Below are 19697 nucleotides of genomic sequence, written 5' to 3' on the forward strand. Positions count from 1 at the left end.
CTTGAAGGTTTTTTGGGATTGGAAATTAGAGTACTTTTTCCAAAAAGCTGATGGTGCGTTCATGCTTCGGATTACCGAATATCTCGGCAGGCGTACCCTGCTCCACGATGTATCCGCCATCCATGAAGATTACCCGATCTGCAACTTCACGGGCAAATCCCATCTCGTGGGTAACGATCATCATGGTCATTCCCTCGCTTGCGAGGTCCTTCATAACGCCCAGAACCTCACCAACCATTTCGGGATCAAGCGCAGAAGTCGGTTCATCGAATAACATGACGTCCGGATTCATCGCAAGCGCGCGAGCAATCGCGACCCGTTGTTTTTGACCGCCCGAAAGTTTGTTAGGATAGCTATCCGCTTTATCCGACAAGCCTACCCGCTCAAGCAAGCGCAAGGCGGTTTCCCGAGCTTGCTGCTCGTTCAACTTACCAAGCTCTCTTGGTGCGAACATGATATTTTTGAGCACGCTGAAATGTGGAAACAAGTTAAAGTGCTGAAACACCATGCCGATATTTTCACGTGCTTTATTGATATTGGTTTTCGGATCATTCAGATCCTGGTCATCAACGATAACCCGGCCTGCAGTAATCTCTTCCAATTGGTTTATGCAGCGCAGAAACGTACTTTTCCCCGAACCGGACGGGCCGATGACACAGACCACTTCGCCCTCGGCGACCGTCATATCGATCCCTTTCAGAACCTGATTCGAGCCAAAACTTTTCTTCAATCCTTCAACCTTAATTTTACCCACGGCGAACCTTCACCTCCAGATGGTCAGCGATTTTAGTCAATGTGATGATGACAATCAGATACATGATCGCAACGGTTAGCCAGATGTCAAAAGAGGCGAATGTTCTTGCGATGACAATTTTACCCGATTGCGTTAACTCCACCAGACCAATAACGGACAAGATCGACGTATCTTTCAGTGTAATGACCATCTGATTAATGAAGGAAGGAATCATAACCCGAATGGCCTGAGGGATAACGATCTTCATCATCGCTTTGCGATAAGGAATACCCAGTGAACGGGCAGCTTCCATCTGTCCACGATCAATCGATTGAATACCTCCGCGAATAATTTCGGTTACGTACGCTCCTGCATTCAGACTTAGCGTCAGAATGGCTGCCAAGAACAATGGCATGGTGAAGCCCAATGCCTGCGGAATCCCGAAATAGATAAAGAAGGCAAGAACGATCAATGGAATCCCGCGGAATATATCCACAAATACAGTGGCTACACCGCGAAGGAATTTATTTTGTCCCACTTTCATAAATCCGAAGATTAAGCCTAGAATAAAGGCGAAAAATAGTGAAACTATGGTGTATAAGAGCGTGTTACCCAGACCTTTGATCAGGGATGGTAGGGATTTCTGAACCAACTCCCAGCGCCCCATATCAGCAGTTGTTGGAGCATTTTCACCAACATATGTCTCAGTAATGCGTTTATACTCTCCGTTTGCCTTAATATTTGTTAGTCCATCATTGAACATTTGAAGAAGTTCCTGATTCTTCCCTTTGCTTACGGCGAACCCATAGGAACCTCCTTCTTCTTTTTTGGTAACAATCTTCAGGCCGTTATTCTGCTTCACTCCATAAGCAAGTACGGGAAAATCTTCAAAACAGGCGACAGAGTTTCCGGTTTTTACATCATCATACATTTGTGAAGAATCATCAAATGGAACAATTGTGAAGCCATACTTCGAGGCCACAGACTCTGCAAAAGTGTATCCCTCTGTTCCCGTTTTCACAGCAACTTTTTTACCTCTGAGGTCTTCGTAACTTTTAACGGTATCGTTATTGGCACTAACGCCCATAACCACACCTGATTCGAAATATGATTCAGAAAAGTCAAACTTTTGTTTTCTCTCATCAGTAATACTCATTCCCGCAATAACACCATCGACCTGATTTGCCTCAAGTGCCTGCACGGCAGCGTTAAATCCGAGAGCTTTAATTTCATACTTAAAATTTTGATCTTTGGCAATGGCATCGAGCAAATCCATGTCAATTCCGACAAAATCACCATTCACATCCTGAAATTCAAACGGAGCAAATGTAATGTCTGTGCCGATGACATAGGTTTTGCCGGTGCCCGATTCTGCATCAGCACCCCCTGCCCACCCGGATAATCCGGTCACCAGGAGCAGTACTAGCGAAAGTACAAAAAACGAGACCTTTGTTGTTTTCATATGTCCTCCCCTTCTCGGTCTTCTAAGTTTCGGTGTTACATTTTTTCAGACGTATTGCTCATTATACAGTCATATTCTTTTTGTGAAAATAAACATTTTAAATTTTAAGTATTGATTTCTTTTCCAATCATGACGCTTACGGGGTTACTACATAAGTATGCTTTGCCTTCACTCTTTATTTACCGTTGTAAAGCGCAGTAGTCCTTTCTTTCATTTCATTAGGCATCCATTTTTTGGTGAAAGGAGAATATGTGTTTTTTCATACCGGATTCATCCGGAATATGTTTATCATTTACAATAATCCCTCTTTCAATTAAAAATGTTTCGTCTCAACCATGTACTTATATCTTTCAACAGGTGCACCTTTCATTACCTTATTGAGCACTCGTTTGAAACACTTTCTTACTCTCTCTTGATAATTGATGCTGACGTGCCCTCCAAAGAAAAGGAAGACCGAGCGCAGTTGCGAGTGCCAGCGGAACAAAGACGGAAACCCCATTCTCTGCCCCAAAATAGCCAAGAAGCAAACCTCCAAAAACAGGGGCTACCACACTGCCCAAATGATTAAAGCCTATGGTTCCAAAATATATGCCCTTATTCTCAGGTTTAGCAATCCGATCAATGAACAGGTCCATCATGGTAAAAAGCAGCACTTCCCCAATCGTAAACAGAATGACGCTGATGAACAAAAGCACCAGACCTTCTGCCCAACCGAACAGCAGCAAGCTTCCAGCGATAAGGATATTGCCAACGATAAGAGAGGCAATCGGCGAATATTTTTTTGCCGTTTGTACAATCGGATATTGGACGATCAGTACCGTCATGGCGTTCAGGGAGAACATGTATGAGAACATCCGGCTTCCGTCCTCGATATTCGGATTCAGGGTCAGATACTGAGCTAACGTTGAACCAAAATGCCCAAATCCGAGTTCACAAAAGGTTGTTCCAATGAGGACCAGCAGGAATACCCGATCTCTGGTAGTTGTAGCCAAAGCTTCCCTTAAGCTCGGGGCATGAGTCTCCGTGTGTTTTGGAAGATCTCCGCGTCTGACGTGAAACTGAAATGACAAGACCAGACCATAGACAACATAAACCATTCCTGAAATGACAAACGGATACGTCGATTCAGCCGACCCAAGGTAAAGCCCTATGATCGGGCCAAATACAACACCGATGTTAATCGCAGCATAGCGCAGATTATAAACGAGCAGCTTGTGCTGTGAAGGAGTGATATCCGACAACAATGCACGTGAAGTCGGCTCAAAAAATGCACGGCATAACCCATTTAACGTATTGGCAATGAAAAACACCCATAGGTGCTGTGCGGATGAAAAGATGAAAAAAACGCCGGCCCAGCTAAACACGGAGACCAGCATTACTATTTGACGACCAATCCGATCCGAGATGTATCCTCCGTAGAAGCTGATCAATACGCCGGCCAGTGAACTCACCGCAACGGTTAAACCCGTCTCTGTCGGTGAAGCCCCCAATACGCGTGTCAAATAGATGGATAAAAACGGAATGCTCATGGATGTCACCAGACGTCCAAACATGGTGCCGATAATAATGGTCCAGGCCAAAGGGTGTATTTGTTGCAGATGATGCTTCATAAGTGATGTCTCCTATTCCAGATGATTTAAAAAAGGGACTGCGCATGTCCCTCTCATTAGTTATAATTGTATGGATCAAAGGGGGAAAGAAAAGTGTAAGCATTTTTTGTTGTCTTTCACCCTTTATAAAGGAGCATCTCTATGGATACATCCATCACACACTACCTTCGGCTTGTCACATCAGAACAGCTGTCCCTTAAAGTGAATGAGCCTGCTGCGATAACGATTGAAAGCCTTTCGGCCGAGCTATTCTGTACACCACGTAACGTAAAATTCATTTTACGCAAGCTGGAAGCTGCGGGCTTCATTCATTGGCAGCCTGGCGTTGGCAGGGGACATCGTTCCACGTTGACGCTCCTAATCAGTATGGAGGAAGTAATGGAAAATCATTTTCTTGACTTAATAAACGGTGGCAAAATGAAGGAAGCCGTTGAACTCATCGGTACGCTGGAACCTCTGGACACGAATGGCATGATCCGGCAGAAACTGCTGCGTTTGTTAAACCAACAGATGGGTTTTCAAAGCCATACGGAAACAACCTCAGGTCAGGATACGCTCCGAATGATGCGATCACGCCGCCTGGGCAATCTGGACCCGGCCTCAGTCTACACTGCATTTGAAACTTATTTGCTTAGTCAGATTTGCAATACACTCATTACCTTGGATGCTCAGTCCGGTTCCTTTCAGCCAAGTCTTGCGCATACATGGGAATGCAGCGAGGACCACAAAATGTGGGTCTTTTATCTGCGTAAGGGCGTACGGTTTCATCACGGGCGTACAATGACTTCTGCAGATGTGCAGGCAACGTGGCAGCGGCTGCAAGAGGTTAAAAGCCCTACGCTATGGCTGTACCGGGATATTGAGCACACCGAGTTAGACGGTGATTATTGCATCCGTTTTTATCTCCATCGTCCCAATCGGTTTTTTCTGCACCTGTTTAGTTGCATTCCTATGACGATTCTTCCCTATGACATCGACAGTTCCAAACAACTGGTTGGTACTGGCCCTTTCCAGATCAGTGAACAACATAATGAGGTGCTGGTACTTCGTGCATTTGACAACTATTATGGGCTTCGTCCACTCCTCGATCAGGTATATATCTGGTTTGTGCCGGACTTGGGCAGCCAGGACCGATATTATGAACTGCAAGGAACCGAACGCTTGAAGATGTCTCCGGACGAAGAAGCGACGAAAGATATTGACTACCCTGCACTTGGATGCCAGTATCTACTGTTTAACTTCCAAAAGCCAGGCATCCATCATCATCCCAATTTTCGGCAAGCACTGAGAATAGTGTATGACTCTGCAGCTCTTGTAGCTGAACTGGGCGGTAATCTGATCACACCCGCAAGCAGCTTTCTTCCGTGGAAAAGTGCACAGCAACATTGGTCAGAAGCGTCGCTTGATCATGCACGCGAGTTGCTGGTCAGCAGCGGGTATCAGGGGGAACCCCTCCTTCTGTCTTGTACCATTAATAAGGATATGCGGGTTGCCCATTGGATACAGCAACGTGGAGCTGCTATTGGGCTGCATATTGAGTTAGCAGCTTCAATCGACAATCTCCAGCCTGAGGAGACAACATTTGCGGACTTGATCATGGCGGAGGAAATTTTGGAGCAAGATTGGCAATACGGAATGATTCACTATTTCAAAACGTTGTCCAACCAGTTCAATGTCTGCATGTCCTCCGACCACATGGCCCTTCTGGATGACAAGTTAGATCGTTTTACACAATTGGATGAACCTGACCGGATCACTCTGCTGGATGAAGCTGAAGAATTACTCCGCAGCAACTGCTGGATTTTGCATGGGGCTCATGTCAACAAAAGGGCTCAGCTCAATCAGAGCCTTTCAGGTCTGCAAACGTCCGACTTCGGTTTTATGGACATTTCAAAGATATGGATTAAACCATAAAAATAAAAAAGGATTTCCTTCAATGACGGAAATCCTTTTTTATCTCTCTTCTAATTTTCTTGGAGCATTGCTTACCTACGGTTAATATATGAAATTGAACTACCCACCAACGTTAATCAACATGGTGTAAAGCCTGGTCGACGTCCTTTCTTTGCCACAGCTCCCGGAATGGTTCGCAGTCCTGAATCAGTTTATCGAAAGGCCCGTAACCGGCAATTCTTCCTTGGTCCATGACGACGATCTGATCGACTTGCCGGATGAAGTTCAATCGATGTGCGACGATAATGACCGTTTTACCGCTGAACTCTTTCAGGATCGTTTCCATGATGCTTTTCTCCGTAATATTGTCCAGAGCCGACACCGGTTCGTCCAGAATCAACACGTTTCTTCGCTGAAATAGGATTCGGGCAAAGGCAAGCCGCTGACGTTCCCCGCCGGACAACTTCACCCCTCTCTCGCCAACAAGTGTGTTTAATCCCTCTGGCCATTTCAGAATTGTATTTTTAAGATGAACCTTATCCAATAATTCATAGAGAACTGTATCCGAGACCGGTTGATCAAAACAAATATTGTCACGGATGGTCGCATCGAAGATTGGCGTCTCCTGTGACAAATAAGAGATATGGTCATAGTAACTGTTCAGCTTCAACTCATCGATATCAACGCCATCCACAAGCAGCTTACCGCTGTTCTTTTTCACCAGGCCGATCAACAGCTTGATCATCGTTGATTTTCCGCCTCCACTCATGCCAACCAGCGCCACGGAAGACCCTTGGGGAATGGTCAGAGAGATATCATTTAAGATACTGTATTGACCGTAACCGAACGAGACGTTGTGAAATTCGATATTCCCCTTGAGCCCCGGCACTTCATGACCATGATCCAGATTGCGGTCCTCCGGAGCTTGAATGAACGCTTCAAACCGCTTATAAGTTACTTGATTCAACCGATAGTCTACGAACAGCACATTAAATATGGCGATAGGTGAGTAAATCTTTTCAATAAAAAGAAACAATGCCACAATCACGCCAATGGAGGAGTCTCCTGTAATGACGCTGTTAACCCCAAAGAACAGCATCACAATCTTAATAACGGTGATGAACACCTCGAATATTGCAAAAAAGGCTTCATGAACCATTCGCAGCTGCGCGCTTTTGTTAATCATCAGGCGTGCTGATGCGCTGAGTTTGGCCATTTCCTTCTCATATCGTTTGTTTGTCCGGAATACGACCAGTTCCATGAATCCGCGTATGGAGTATCTGGAGATGGTCTCCTGTTCGTTCAGAATGGTTGATTTCATTCGGTATAGAAATTTAAGTATCAGATTGGTTACGCCAAATACAACGACATAGCCAGCGGCAATAATAATCATAATTCGTGGATCGTAAAAGCTGATAAACAGCAGACTGAACATAATCGTCGGCAGGAGTTCATGCAGTGTTTTGAGGTAAAAACCATAAATGATCTCATTCCCTGCTTCCGCGCCGTTTTCAATGACTTTAATCATCTGTCCGGTTCCCACGTTTTGATAAGCCTGATAATCAATTTTTGCTATTTTGTCTAGTGCCATGATTTTTAATTGCTCGGTCAACCGCTTGGACAGATATACGCTTGGATACTCATCCACATAGTTCAGAACGACCGTCCCCACAAGAAGTGCTCCGTAGATCATGATCAAGTGGATCATCTCGTCCATCCGGTTTACCTGTATCGCCGTATCCAATATCTTCTGGAAAAAGAAAATCCCCAGGCTGCTGAATAGCTGAATCACCCAGCCTAAGGCAATGTATACGAAAATCCACCATTTTAATTGAAATAAACATTGTTTTAACACTGCTCTCCTGCCCCTTTATCTTCCAAAATGAGAAAAAAGCCAGGACAATTTCAGTCATGGACATATTCAAGTCCCTCTCGCGAGATGGTCCTGATGGTTCCATGAATCTGGTGTGTCCTGGCCTGCGAACAAAATGATTGCCTGGGCACCATCCAAAGTTTCCAGTTTCATGCGATCAAATGGGCATACGATCCCCTTGATAGCCGGTACGCGTTTTGATCCGGCCCGAAAACTAGTTACTTCGAACGATACGGTAAGACATTCATTTCACCTCAATTCAAAAGATATGGTCTAGTATAGCTGTTGACCTTCCTTAAAATCAACCAATTATTTCAAGTGATCTCTGAACCTGGTTATATTAAAACTTGCAACCCAGCAAGGGAACAAGCTATGATCATGTAGAATGACAACCTATGTTTATTTTCTGGAAATAACGTCAAGGAGGAGAAGATGGAAGACATTATTCTGTGGTTAAAGTATTTGTTTTTGGGTGTGGTTCAAGGTGCGACAGAGCCCATTCCTGTTTCTTCAAGCGGACATTTAATCATTGCACAGCGGCTGATGGGGATGAAACAAAACGGATTATCGTTCGAAATTCTAACAAATACAGCCTCACTTATAGCTATCGTTTTTATCTTTCGTGAAGATATCAAAAAGCTGATTGTTGGCGCAGTTCAATACCTTCGTACACGTGACCAACAATACAGGGCAGAATTTATGTTTGTGCTATACATCATCATTGGAACGATTCCCGCAGCGCTCGCTGCAGTGCTGTTCAAGGACCGGATTGAAGAGATTTTCGCTTCCGTACATACCGTCTCAATTGCCCTATTGGTTACAGGTGTAGCACTATGGCTTATTCGCAATCTGCGCGGCCGTAAACGCGATGGGGATCTATCTACAAAAGATGCGATTCTGGTTGGACTGGCTCAAGCGGTTGCCCTTATACCGGGGATCAGCCGTTCCGGAGCCACCGTAATAGCTTCCATAGCGGTTGGCATGAAACAAGAAACAGCTCTGAGATTTTCCTTTATGCTCTATATCCCGATAAGCTTGGGGGGATTGGTTTTAGGCGCATCCGACATTGCAAATGATCCCAATCGGGCTCAGTTAGCCATCCCTTATCTTATTGCCTTTATAACGACACTCGTAGTCACGTATTTCTCAATGAGATGGTTCATGGGCATTATGGCCAAAGGGAATTTGAAATATTTCTCCTATTACTGTTTTATTGCCGGCACATTGTTGCTCATCTTTATGTAACTTTATTATCTGTACCTTTAAAGGAACACCTGGCGCTGAGCCCGGTGTTCCTTTTCTTATAAGTTACTTCGGATCGAAAACTGCAGTATCTATGTATACGAGTGTATGACAAACCCCATAGTAGACATGGTCATGTCCTCTATGGGGTTCTGGGGTTACATTTCTAATCATTAGTGCGGCAAGTTTCCACCCGTTTGCGATGCGATCATGGATGGTGCATAACCGTTCAGCATTTGCTGCATGTCCTGCTGAGGAAGTTGTGGCACCTGATAGAAACCATTTTTATTTTGGTAAATGGAGATTTCATATGCCATCTCGATACAGTTTGGCAGCGAATCTGCCAGCACACGGCGCACGACCGGGTTTGTGGATTCGAGCGCAGCTGTTGTTTTCATTACTGCTCCCGATTTGACTGCATTCAACATGCTCAGGGAAATGCTTTGGTCACAAATTTCGGTCGCTGACAGCATCGGCTTTTTCGGCTGGCTTGGTTTCATGCCATATGTGAAATCGTTGTCCTGTGACATCTTATAACTTTGCGTTGGTTTCGATGGGTCTTGTCCTGTTCTGAAGCATTCCAGCGTAATGTTGTACTCCTCAGACATGAATTGCTTTTGACGCAACAAAATGTCGCGAAGCTCCGGGTCTTTAACGTGTTGACTCAGCATGGTATAGGTATTTAACGTATTGATGGCTCCAGCAAGCACCTCGTGGACGTCAAACATCTCATGGCCGCCATGATTGAGTTGTGGTGGAACCGTTCCTGTTTCGATGTTCTGATGATTTTGCATTTGCATGTATTTAACCTCCTAATATGTTAGCTGCTTAGCACAGTCCGGAGTTTATTATTATTTTTATTAAGCAAATATATTCAGAATCGATTTTAAAATTTTTATGTATGGAATTGGGTCTGTAACCTTTGCACGTGACCTGCATAGGCTAATGCATACTGTTTAGGAGGGATTTTAGTTGTATACTTATGAAGCTAACCGTCAACAACATCTGGCATGGCATGAGACAATGGAGCTCCATGAATTGACTGCATTTCAGAGCAACCAGTTAACTCACTTCAAAATGGTGGTTAACGACGTTAAGAACCCCGCTTTGCAAGCTCTCTATAAGGAAGCGATCATGGCCATTGAACAAAACTTGAAAGAGCTCCTTCAATATTATCCGCTGGCTCCCCAAGGAAACAGAAACAGCGGCAATGATCAGGACATGACTGCCTTCTACGCAGGCCAGCTGCTCGGTTTTGCCAAAACGTCCGTTCGCAATTATGCCATTGGAATTACTGAAACAGCGACTCCTCAGCTGCGGGAAACATTGCAAAAACAATTAAACGGGGCCATTCAACTGCATGGTAAAGTCTTTTATTTTATGCTTGAACAAGGATTTTACCCTTCTTATGATCTTCCGAAGCTTCTGGCTAACGATGTTGCCATGGCAAATAAAGCAATATCACTATAATAGTGAAACGATACGTCGAGCAGGCTTTCATAGATTTGAATGCATGCTCGCTGTTCGTGTTCTGAATTCATTGTAGTCATCAATTTAACCGGAAAACTACATGATATGTACAATAAGTCAAAAACCGCCCTAAGGGCGGTTTTTGTTAAAATTCTATGGTCAACCAAACAGCAATTGATTCAATTGACTCGTAGTCAGCTCGTGAGCAGGTTGGAAATCATCACTATCCATGTATTGCATCAGACTATGAATAAATTGTCGCCCCTCAATCTGACCCATCAGCTGATCATAATCCAGTGCCCCAACTAACACTTTTCCCTTGCCCACTTTGCATTCAAATAACAGTCCAAGCTTATGATTACGCTCAAAGTTATCTATCGTCTGCACGATGGGCTGCACATCTGCGGGGAGATCGTCCAAAATAATTGAACGCGAATGGGTAACAATATTCCACCATGGATAAGTGGAGTGCATCTCGCTCGGAAAATGCTGTAGAGCCGGGTGTTCATTCTGTATGAGCAAACCGAGGGTACCTACCGGAACAGGTTTATTCATGCTTTCCGAGATGGACCGGAACATGGGATAACACCAGAAATCGCTACTATATAATCCTTCAATGGCGTTGCTAACCTGATCAGGAGCAGCCAGCAGAAGAACGGAGCCGCCCTCTTCCAACCTCTGCAGCGCGGCTTCTGTGAGCGTCTTATACACAGGCGCGCCAGCAAACTGGCGATCCTCTTGCTCAGGGTAAATCCAGATGTTATAGGATTTATAAATATCCGTATTCGATATGGACAACTTTAACGTTACTTGAGTCATATTTTCTACATTAGGCAGAGTTATCTTGACGTTACCAAGCTTCTGGTAAGGTTTCATATGATCCTCCGTAATAAGCTGTTCACCTTCGGATACGACGCGGTTTCCATGCGTGAATTCCCATCTCAAGGTTTCCCCTTTCAATGGGACCTGACGGTAGTAGCTTAACTCTACCGATGCGTTGAACGTCTCACGAGCAGCATAGTTATACTTCTCAAAGCGGGCCATTAGCACGGCATCCGAGCAGAAGGTTCGCCATTCTTCGGCACTGATTAAACCTTTGGAGTCCATAAACGCGTCCAATATGCCAACAAGGGCAGTACCTTGCCCGCTAAAGTCCTGCAAATCCAGCAGTTGAAAGCCTGCAAGCCGCTCGGACCTGAAAGCCGCCTCCAGCTCTTCCTTGTAACAATCTACAGCCAGCTGACCTGAGGCATGGAAGAACGATTCAGCAAGATGCCCCATGCCTTTGGCTTGCAAACGTTCTCGAAAGATCTCAAAGTTATGTGCTTTGATTGAGCCTGTATACTTCTCAATCTCCGCAAAATTCGGGTACATGGCATACTGCCCAATCTCGTGAGAGACTACAGGGATATGCGGAATGAGTTCCTTATCCGCTGCAGCCGCTTTCACGGTTTTGGAGACGGTGCCATATTGAATTTGAATCTCCTGTTCCTGCGAATCGGAATCCTGCAGTCCGGTGTGCTGCTGAGGGCGGATGTGCTCATCATAATCTTTCAATGTACCTGGAAGATCTGTTTGAACATGGCCCAGCGGAGCGTCACACATCGCATAAGAACCTCTGATCAAGCGGTCGCGGGAGAATCGTACCCCACTGAAGAAATCTTCTTCCTCCAGAATTACCGGGGTAAACTGAAAATTGTTGGAGCCTTGAGTATATAAATGGCGCTGATCGTATGCCTTGTACTCTTTTAGAATAGCACTCAGCTTTTCCTTGCTCCCCCACAATTCATTGCCCAGTGACATCATGACAAACGATGGATGATTACCGAAGTTCCGCAAAATGGCGAATCCTTCCTCAATCAAATAATCCTGCTCTTGCTGATTATGGTTCGGATCGGTCTCATCCGTGATGGTTCCCCAAAATGGCAGCTCGGGTTCCATGTAAATTCCCAGCAAATCAGCCGCAACAAATGCTGCTTCAGGTGGACAGCAGGTATGGAAACGATAATGATTAATACCGTAGGATTTCGAAATACCGAGGATTCTCACCCATTCGTTCACGTCCGTTGGTGCATAGCCAGTTAGCGGGAAGATCAATCCATCATGTTTGCCTCTCAAAAAGGTTGGCCGATTATTGATTGTAAACTTGTCTCCATTAGCCTTGAAATCTCGCAGCCCAATAACGATCTCCCGATCATCGATGATTTTCCCATTCTCTTCGCGCAATGTGACGGTAATCTTATATAAATGAGGTGCATCGTCACTCCATAAAAGCGCTTCATCACCTAATGCATAAGAGATACTCATTTCGTTATGATCAACTGTGTACAGCCGCTCGGCAACTTCATGTACGCCTTCTTCCACGTCGGAAGTGTGCTCATAAATGGCATAACTTTTAGCTGACACTGCAATTTGGGCGTCCTGAAACTCCCCATCCAATTTTAACGAAAGCGTTATCGATTTATTCGTCGCATCTGGATAAATCTGTACATTATTCAACCGTGCTTCATTGCTAAATTTCAATTCCAGTTTACCGGTAATGCCGTTCCAGTTCGTCTGTGTATCCTTGGAGGTCATATGCCCACCTTTGGTTGGGTAACTCGTGTTGTCCACCTTGATTCGAATCACGTGTGCGCCAGCAGAGAGCCCTTCCTTAAGAACATACTCATGGGGCGTATTGAGACTGTTTCTGGTTCCAAGTGGAATATCATCGATCCAGACCGTTGTGACTCGGGTACGCTCCAGATGAAGACAGCAATACTTTCCTTCCAATTCCTCCGGAACCTCAAACTCCCGCTCCAGCCAGAGCCATCCCTCGAAAGCGTATTCGTCTGTGAGCGCTCCAACCTCAGCCAGCTCATTTCTCTTTCCCTTTCTGGCATGGGACGTTGTATTTGGCATGTTTATCGTGTCGTCAAACGGAGCATGGACTCCCAGCTTGTTCTCGTCAAGCTGCATTCTCCAGACTCCTTGCAAGTTAATGATGGGCAACATGATTTCAACTCCTATATTATGGGTTAACCGCACTTGTCTATCATTGTATCAGAGAATGGAATACCTATCTGTGAATTTTAAAGATAAAGATGTCTGTTTACAGAAAAACCTGACCCCCAGGTAAAGAACCTTGAAGGGCCAGGTAGACTACCAACGAATATTTTAGTTTTGGTCCAGAAGACTTAAGATTAATTTGACCGATTCTGCCCGCGTCGCCGTTTGCAACGGTGCAAATCGATTGCCGCCTACACCGTCAATCAATCCGGCTTCAACCATGGAAGCCACGTAAGGCGCTGCCCATGCAGGAATCTGATCAAGGTCTTCAAAAGAAAGCGAAGCCGTTGAACCTTCAGGTGTGCTGCTTGCACGAGCAATCATAGTCACCATTTCAGCGCGATTCAGTGGTTTATTCGGCTTAAATGAGCCATCCGTATATCCACTGATAATGCCTGCTGCAGCTGCTTCAACAATGTATGGAGCAGACCAGACCGGGATTTGCTTCGCATCGGTATAGGCTGTTGCCGTGCTGCTTGTATTCAGTTTCATGGCTCTGCCCAGCATGGTTATGAACTCCGCGCGGGTTACTTTTTGATTCGGACGGAAGGTTCCATCGCCATAGCCTTGTACAAATCCTGCAGCAAGGGCTTGATCGATGAGCGACTTCGCCCAGTGCCCTTCCGTATCTTTCAGCTGCGGTGCATTCACATTGTTGCCGCTTCCAGATTGACCCGGGTTGCTGGTATCCGGATTGCCTCCCTGCTCTGTCTCTGGCTGTGTCGTCTCCGAACCTGTTCCAGGTGTCGGGGTGCTGCTTCCAGACCCGCCACTGTTTCCAGACCCGCCACCTGATCCAGGGTTGGATGTACCAGGTCCTGGGTTCGGCGTTTCCGTATTCGCCTTCTTGATCATGCCAAATTGATCAATAATAAAAGGTTTTGCATCATTAATATTCTGATCAATCTCATACGTTACGGCTGTAAGCTTGTTCCCGTCGATGGTGATGCCAACAAAGTTTTGAATCTGTCCGCGTTTCGGACGACGATCGTCATTCGGATCTGGTCCATACTTTGCAGCATGATTTTCTTCTGCCAATTCAAACAAGCTGTAATACGCATCTCCAAGAACAGGATCCTGATTTTTATAGTACACCTTCGGTCCGGCTGTTGCTGGAATCAAATAGATGGTGCCATCCGGGTTCACCGCGTATTCAATCTTCTTACCGTTCAATGTCTCCGTAATCTTCACAGCGTCTTTCGCTTTCCCGGTCTCATCGATCGGTTTGGTACGGGCGTAAATATGATCATGACCCTGTAACACAAAATCGATATCCAGTTTTGCCATCAGCGGAGCGATTTTGTTACGAACCCCGTTTGGTCCAATAATATCCGAATCTGTCGCATGATTGGACGTAGTATAAGGACCTTTATGAATATTAACGATGATCCAATCTGCTCCGTTTTTCCGAGCTTCTCTCACATCGTCCTGCAGCCACTGTACCTGTTCTGCTGAGAAATTGTTATACTCTTCTGAATCCTCATTTGAATTCAACACCACAAAGTGTGTATTACTGTAATCGTAAGAATAATAAGCACCTGTCTCTGTTGCTGAGTTCACCGGTACATCCAGGTTAAAATGATCGATAAAAGCGTAGTTCTCATCTTCATGATTACCTGCTGATGGAACAATTGTTGTATTCAAGAGGCTTGATTGAGAATGGCCGAGCAGCCAGTCCCATTGCTCTTCTTTCACACCTTTATCAACAATATCTCCATTGTGCACCACAAATTGTGCGTTCGGAATAGCAGCAAGTGCTTTGTCCAATGTCTCGGAGGAAAGGATGGCTTCATCCTCTTCCTTCGCCTGCGTATCTGCCAGGTCAATAAACGTAAAGGCTCCTGTCTTCGGTGCTGTACGGAACGTGCCCACCTTGCTCCAGGTATTGCTGGAAGCGTCACCCACTCTGAAGTAATAAAGCGTATCCGGCTTCAGGTTGTCTGCTTCCGCTTTGTGTACAAGTTCAGTTGGCGAATTCACGGACTGGGTTGAACGCCCTTCAAAAGAAATGGCTGTAGAGAAGTCAGCGGTGTCCGCTGTTTTTCCAACGACCTGAAGATCACTTCCCGTGACTTGTTCAGATGTGTACCAGGTAAATCCTTTGCTTGTCGTTGGATCTCCATTAAATGTAACAGTAACCTTGCTCACTTGCTCATCATTGGAGTCTGTTTCCTTGGTAATTCCGAATGTATCTACGACAAAAGGTGCAGCATTATATTTATTCTGATCGATTTCATAAACGATCGCAGTGAGTTTGCCGCCATCAACAGTCAGTGAGGTGAAATTCTGCACCTGACCTCTTGCTGCACTGGTTGTATCTCCATACACGCGGGCATGATTTTCTTCTGCTTTCTCAAACAGACTGAAATATGCATCACCCAGTTCGGGTTTCGTATTTTTGAAATATACCTTGGCTCCTGCCGTACCTGGAATCATGTAGATGGTTCCGTCCGGGTTAACGTTGTATTCAATGCTTTCCCCGTTAAAGGATTCTGTAATTTTGACTGCTTCTTCCGCTTGTCCATCCTGCTTAATTGGTTTCGTGCGAGCGTAGATGTGATCGTGTCCTTGAAGCACGAGATCAATGCCAAGCTCATTCATGAGTGGAGCAATTTTGTTTCTTACGCCGTTCTCACCAATAATGTCCTTGTCGGTGGCATGGTTGGACGTTGTATACGGTCCTTTGTGAATATTGACGATGATCCACTCTGCTCCAGCGGATTTGGCCTGCTCCACATCCTGCTTCATCCACTCGACTTGTTCGTTCGAGAAGTTGGCATACTCCGCCGAATTTTCATTGGAGTTCAGAACGATAAAATGTGCATTGCTGTAGTCATATGAGTAATACGCACCGGTGACAGTGTCCGCATTCTCTGGTTGCTCAACGTTAAAGTGGTCATAGAATGCATAGTTTTTGTTCTCGTGATTACCCGCAGAAGGTACAATCGTCGTTCTCATCAGGTCCTTCTGCGAATGATTAAGAAGCCAGTTCCATTCCTGTTCCGAGGTCCCATTCTCGACAACATCCCCGTTGTGAACGACAAACTCCGCGTCTGGAACGGTAGCCAATGCCTTCGACAGCGTAGCCGCCGATAAAATGGCCTCTTCCTCATCCTTCGCCTGCGTATCCGTTAAATCAACAAAGGTAAATGCTCCATCCTCTGGAGCCGTCTTGAATTCTCCTGTTTCACTCCATAGTCCCAGCGCTTCGTCACCTACGCGATAATAGTATGAAGTGTTTGCTTCAAGTCCTGTAGCTTCTGCTTTATGAACCATTTCTCCCGGAGAGTTTCTGGAGATGCTCGCTTCACCACTAAACGTTTGTGCCGCATTGAAATCAAGAGCTCCGTCCTGTTTCCGGACCACTTGCACATGACTATTGGTCGAAGAAAGCGGTGTATACCAGGTAAACCCTTTACTTGATTTGGCGTCACCATGGAACGTAGCCGTTATTTTGCTAATATTGATTGCCGGTGCCTCAGTTAACGCTCTCAGCTCCATATCAAAGTACAGATCTGAGCTTCCATCGCTTTGCTGATGTACCTCTACTGCAATGATATTCTCCCCGTCATGCAGGAGCGTTTGAAGCGGTTCGGTCAGATCCACATCTTCATACATGACCGGCAGATCCTTCGAAGATGTTGCTTTGGTGGAATAGTTAATCTCACCATCAGGCATGCCGAATCGGCGAACTTCCGTTCCATTCACATATAGAACAGCACCATCATCAATGCCGAAGGTACCCAGAATTTGACCATAGTTTTGGATTTGATCCTGGTTTACGTTCAGTGTTGTCCGGAAATATGTAGTACGGTGTTTCAGATCTTCGTTACCACCATAGTCCACTTCTGTCTGTAGCGGTCCGAAATATGTCGTTGATATGCCGTTACCATTGTCTTTGTAACCAAAAGGAGCCTTGTCTACTGCCCATGTATCGTCTTCATAGACAGCCTGCCATACCGATTTTAAATCTAGGCCTTGATCAAAATACTTCCACGTTGAATTTTTGTTAAGCAAGATGTCTGCTTGAGGTTCAATGGTCTCTGCTGCCTTGACTACTGGTGCTGAGCCCAGTCCCCCAAACCATCCAATAACCAGTGCGGTTGATAGCAGGATGGCTAGAACCTTTTTGTACAATGGGTTAATCATCATGTTCTCCTCTCGATTGGCAATAATGTGAATCTAGCGCTATTTCATTAATGATTACTAGATTAGCCAGCTATATCATACGAGAGGAACATGTTGATTTTTGCATGTTTATGTAAATTACATGTAAATAAATTCATATCAGGTTGCGTGAAATAGGATGTCACCTAATTTTCATTCAATGAAAAATGCTCATTTACAATCCTCCTTTTTTAATTTACTATGGTTTACACAAAGTAAATGTTTACATACCGTAAACCAAAGGGGGTGCCTTTTAAATGAGCGGCTTACCGAAGTCAGCCAGATTTCCACTTTTTATTTTAATGCTAAACTTATTTATTGCTTTACTGGGTCAAGGTATGGTCATTCCTATTTTGCCAGAGTATCTGAAACAATTTAATGCGGCAGGCGCAGCCGCAGGTTACCTCATTGCCGCTTTTGGGACAGCACAGTTTATCTTCTCTCCCATAGGCGGACAGCTTTCGGACCGATGGGGACGAAAATCTATGATTATCTCCGGCCTTTTTCTAACCGTTGTAGCAGATCTGCTGTTTGCCTTAGCCACAAGCCTACCCTTGTTGTATATCGCACGATTTATTGGCGGCATTGGTATTGGTTTGATGGTCCCTGCTAACATGGCCTATGTGGCAGATATCACCACCCCTGAAACTCGTGCCAAAGGCATGGGATACCTAGGCGCATCCATGAACCTTGGAATGGTACTCGGTCCGGGACTGGGTGGTTTAATTGCCGAATTCGGCATCAGAGCACCTTACTTTTTTGCCGGAGGACTTGGTCTTGTAGCTACACTGCTTAGTCTGTATATGCCAGAGACCCTTCCCAAGGAGAAACGGAAACCAGCCAGTGCATTGGTCAGACGCGAGCCAATCCGCAACCAGATACTGAACTCGTTCCGCACACCCTATTTTCGTTATCTGCTCCTTATTCTGATCATGACATTTGGTTTGATGAATTATGAGACCGTCTATGCCCTTTTTGTGGAACAGAAATACGGATTTGATGCCACCAAAATTTCGATTATCATCACAGTCGGTGCAGTGATCGGTATCATTGTTCAGATCTGGCTGCTGGATCTTCTTATTAAGAAGCTCGGCGAAATGAAGCTGATTCGATTATCTCTGCTGATGACTGCAGTCGCTCTGTTGCTGATGATCATCAAGTTCAACCTAATATACTTGTTAGCCGTATCAGCACTCTTTTTTGCCTTCAATGCCTTCTTGAGACCTACGGTAAGTACGTTGATTGCCAATTCTGCCGGAGACCGGCAGGGATATGCTGCAGGATTGAATACAACCTATTCCAGCATAGGGAATATTATTGGACCGCTGTTTGCCGGACTGCTGTTTGACAAACACATTCATATTCCTTATATTGTTGGTGCACTTATCCTTGGGCTCGCCCTTGTCCTGACTCTGCAAAAAACAAACCATGTGAAAGAACAGGTTATCTCCTATGACTGAGAACTGGCACCAAAATTTCAAAAGCAAAAACCGGGAAGCTTTAATTGCAGCAGCCAAAGAACTATGCATGAAGCAGAGCTTCCTTAATGTGAATATCAAAGATGTCTGCAGCGCAGCCGGAATAAGCCGGGTTACCTTTTACAAACACTTTCAATCCATGGACGAACTGATTCTGGCGATCCAAGTAGAGATTCTGGAGAGTATGACCGGATATGTGAAGAACGCTGTTTCAACGGAAATGAGCGGCAAAGAAATGCTTGCTTCCATGCTTGAAGCCTGGGTGAACTACGCCTCTACCCATCTGGGGTATATCAAATTTGTCTTATTATTCGACCTGCATTATGAAGCGTATGATTCAGGCCAACAATTGAAAGAGCAGTACAATCTGTTTATTAATCGTGAGAAGGAACAACATTTTCTATTAGATGCCCTGCAGACTGGATATATGGACGGTACGCTGAGGTCCGAACCGGATCCCCTCAACACGGCCCACTTTATCTTTGTATCCATGATGAGTATGCTGCAGAAAATGAGCCTGGCGTCAGAAGAAGATCAGGTTACAATCCAAAGTGATCTTAGATTCGCCAAGCGCTTCGTTGAGATGCTGGTACAGCATTTGAGCAATGAAAGAATGGCATGAATACCTTCTTCCGTATGATCGGAAGATGACAATTGTGCAATTGTGCTTGTAAAAGCTGAAATACAAAAAAGACCAATCCAACCGGATTAGGTCTTTTTT

12 protein-coding genes are annotated in these 19697 nt (G+C 45.1%); 5 read left to right on the forward strand and 7 right to left on the reverse strand.

Annotated elements, in window-relative coordinates; genetic code table 11:
- Positions 1–25: 25 nt before the first annotated feature.
- The 3 genes from ABGV42_RS07150 to ABGV42_RS07160 form a co-directional block, all read right to left on the reverse strand.
- Entirely contained in the window at positions 26–754 is a 729-nt protein-coding gene (locus ABGV42_RS07150) for an amino acid ABC transporter ATP-binding protein (RefSeq protein WP_110822281.1), read from the reverse strand.
- Positions 747–2195: an amino acid ABC transporter substrate-binding protein/permease gene (locus ABGV42_RS07155; protein ID WP_347381045.1), complete on the reverse strand. Its 1449-nt coding sequence runs from the start codon at positions 2193–2195 to the stop codon at positions 747–749. The genes ABGV42_RS07150 and ABGV42_RS07155 overlap by 8 nt, the downstream gene beginning before the upstream one ends.
- 374 nt (positions 2196–2569) lie before the next feature.
- Positions 2570–3805, reverse strand: coding sequence for an MDR family MFS transporter (locus ABGV42_RS07160; RefSeq protein ID WP_347381046.1), 1236 nt, complete (start codon positions 3803–3805; stop codon positions 2570–2572).
- Positions 3806–3946: 141 nt separating this feature from the next.
- Between ABGV42_RS07160 and ABGV42_RS07165 the strand changes: the two genes are divergently transcribed.
- On the forward strand, positions 3947–5719 hold the full coding sequence (locus ABGV42_RS07165; protein WP_347381047.1) for an ABC transporter substrate-binding protein: 1773 nt from the start codon (positions 3947–3949) through the stop codon (positions 5717–5719).
- Between the two features lie 112 nt (positions 5720–5831).
- On the opposite strand, the gene ABGV42_RS07170 is transcribed toward ABGV42_RS07165, so the two are convergent.
- Entirely contained in the window at positions 5832–7553 is a 1722-nt protein-coding gene (locus ABGV42_RS07170) for an ABC transporter ATP-binding protein (protein WP_347381048.1), read from the reverse strand.
- Between the two features lie 450 nt (positions 7554–8003).
- On the opposite strand from ABGV42_RS07170, the gene ABGV42_RS07175 reads away from it, so the two are divergent.
- Positions 8004–8816, forward strand: coding sequence for an undecaprenyl-diphosphate phosphatase (locus ABGV42_RS07175; RefSeq protein WP_347381049.1), 813 nt, complete (start codon positions 8004–8006; stop codon positions 8814–8816).
- A gap of 170 nt (positions 8817–8986) precedes the next feature.
- On the opposite strand, the gene ABGV42_RS07180 is transcribed toward ABGV42_RS07175, so the two are convergent.
- The gene (locus ABGV42_RS07180; protein ID WP_347381050.1) at positions 8987–9613 is read right to left on the reverse strand and encodes a spore coat protein; all 627 of its coding nucleotides are present in this window, start codon (positions 9611–9613) and stop codon (positions 8987–8989) included.
- A 223-nt stretch (positions 9614–9836) separates the two neighbouring features.
- Here ABGV42_RS07180 and ABGV42_RS07185 point away from each other — a divergent pair, with 223 nt between their 5' ends.
- Positions 9837–10283: a spore coat protein gene (locus ABGV42_RS07185; protein WP_347383166.1), complete on the forward strand. Its 447-nt coding sequence runs from the start codon at positions 9837–9839 to the stop codon at positions 10281–10283.
- A gap of 159 nt (positions 10284–10442) precedes the next feature.
- On the opposite strand, the gene ABGV42_RS07190 is transcribed toward ABGV42_RS07185, so the two are convergent.
- Both ABGV42_RS07190 and ABGV42_RS07195 read right to left on the reverse strand, forming a co-directional pair.
- Positions 10443–13277 (reverse strand): glycoside hydrolase family 2 TIM barrel-domain containing protein, encoded by a 2835-nt coding sequence (locus ABGV42_RS07190; RefSeq protein WP_347381051.1) that lies wholly within the window; start codon positions 13275–13277, stop codon positions 10443–10445.
- A 162-nt stretch (positions 13278–13439) separates the two neighbouring features.
- Complete coding sequence (locus tag ABGV42_RS07195) at positions 13440–17483, reverse strand: S-layer homology domain-containing protein (protein ID WP_347381052.1); 4044 nt, start codon at positions 17481–17483, stop codon at positions 13440–13442.
- A gap of 272 nt (positions 17484–17755) precedes the next feature.
- On the opposite strand from ABGV42_RS07195, the gene ABGV42_RS07200 reads away from it, so the two are divergent.
- A complete protein-coding gene (locus ABGV42_RS07200; protein WP_347381053.1) occupies positions 17756–18958 on the forward strand; it encodes an MFS transporter in 1203 nt (400 codons plus the stop codon).
- Entirely contained in the window at positions 18951–19598 is a 648-nt protein-coding gene (locus ABGV42_RS07205) for a TetR/AcrR family transcriptional regulator (RefSeq protein ID WP_347381054.1), read from the forward strand. The genes ABGV42_RS07200 and ABGV42_RS07205 overlap by 8 nt, the downstream gene beginning before the upstream one ends.
- Positions 19599–19697 lie beyond the last annotated feature (99 nt).

Source organism: Paenibacillus pabuli (genome assembly GCF_039831995.1).
Taxonomy (GTDB): Bacteria; Bacillota; Bacilli; order Paenibacillales; family Paenibacillaceae; genus Paenibacillus; species Paenibacillus pabuli_C.

What these genes read in the sequence shown, in the direction of transcription:
- ABGV42_RS07205 (WP_347381054.1), top strand. Translation starts at nt 18,951, where the DNA reads ATGACTGAGAACTGGCACCAAAATTTCAAAAGCAAAAACCGGGAAGCT.
- ABGV42_RS07155 (WP_347381045.1), bottom strand. Translation starts at nt 2,195, where the DNA reads ATGAAAACAACAAAGGTCTCGTTTTTTGTACTTTCGCTAGTACTGCTC.
- ABGV42_RS07175 (WP_347381049.1), top strand. Translation starts at nt 8,004, where the DNA reads ATGGAAGACATTATTCTGTGGTTAAAGTATTTGTTTTTGGGTGTGGTT.
- ABGV42_RS07160 (WP_347381046.1), bottom strand. Translation starts at nt 3,805, where the DNA reads ATGAAGCATCATCTGCAACAAATACACCCTTTGGCCTGGACCATTATT.
- ABGV42_RS07195 (WP_347381052.1), bottom strand. Translation starts at nt 17,483, where the DNA reads ATGATGATTAACCCATTGTACAAAAAGGTTCTAGCCATCCTGCTATCA.
- ABGV42_RS07190 (WP_347381051.1), bottom strand. Translation starts at nt 13,277, where the DNA reads ATGTTGCCCATCATTAACTTGCAAGGAGTCTGGAGAATGCAGCTTGAC.
- ABGV42_RS07200 (WP_347381053.1), top strand. Translation starts at nt 17,756, where the DNA reads ATGAGCGGCTTACCGAAGTCAGCCAGATTTCCACTTTTTATTTTAATG.
- ABGV42_RS07165 (WP_347381047.1), top strand. Translation starts at nt 3,947, where the DNA reads ATGGATACATCCATCACACACTACCTTCGGCTTGTCACATCAGAACAG.
- ABGV42_RS07185 (WP_347383166.1), top strand. Translation starts at nt 9,837, where the DNA reads ATGGAGCTCCATGAATTGACTGCATTTCAGAGCAACCAGTTAACTCAC.
- ABGV42_RS07180 (WP_347381050.1), bottom strand. Translation starts at nt 9,613, where the DNA reads ATGCAAATGCAAAATCATCAGAACATCGAAACAGGAACGGTTCCACCA.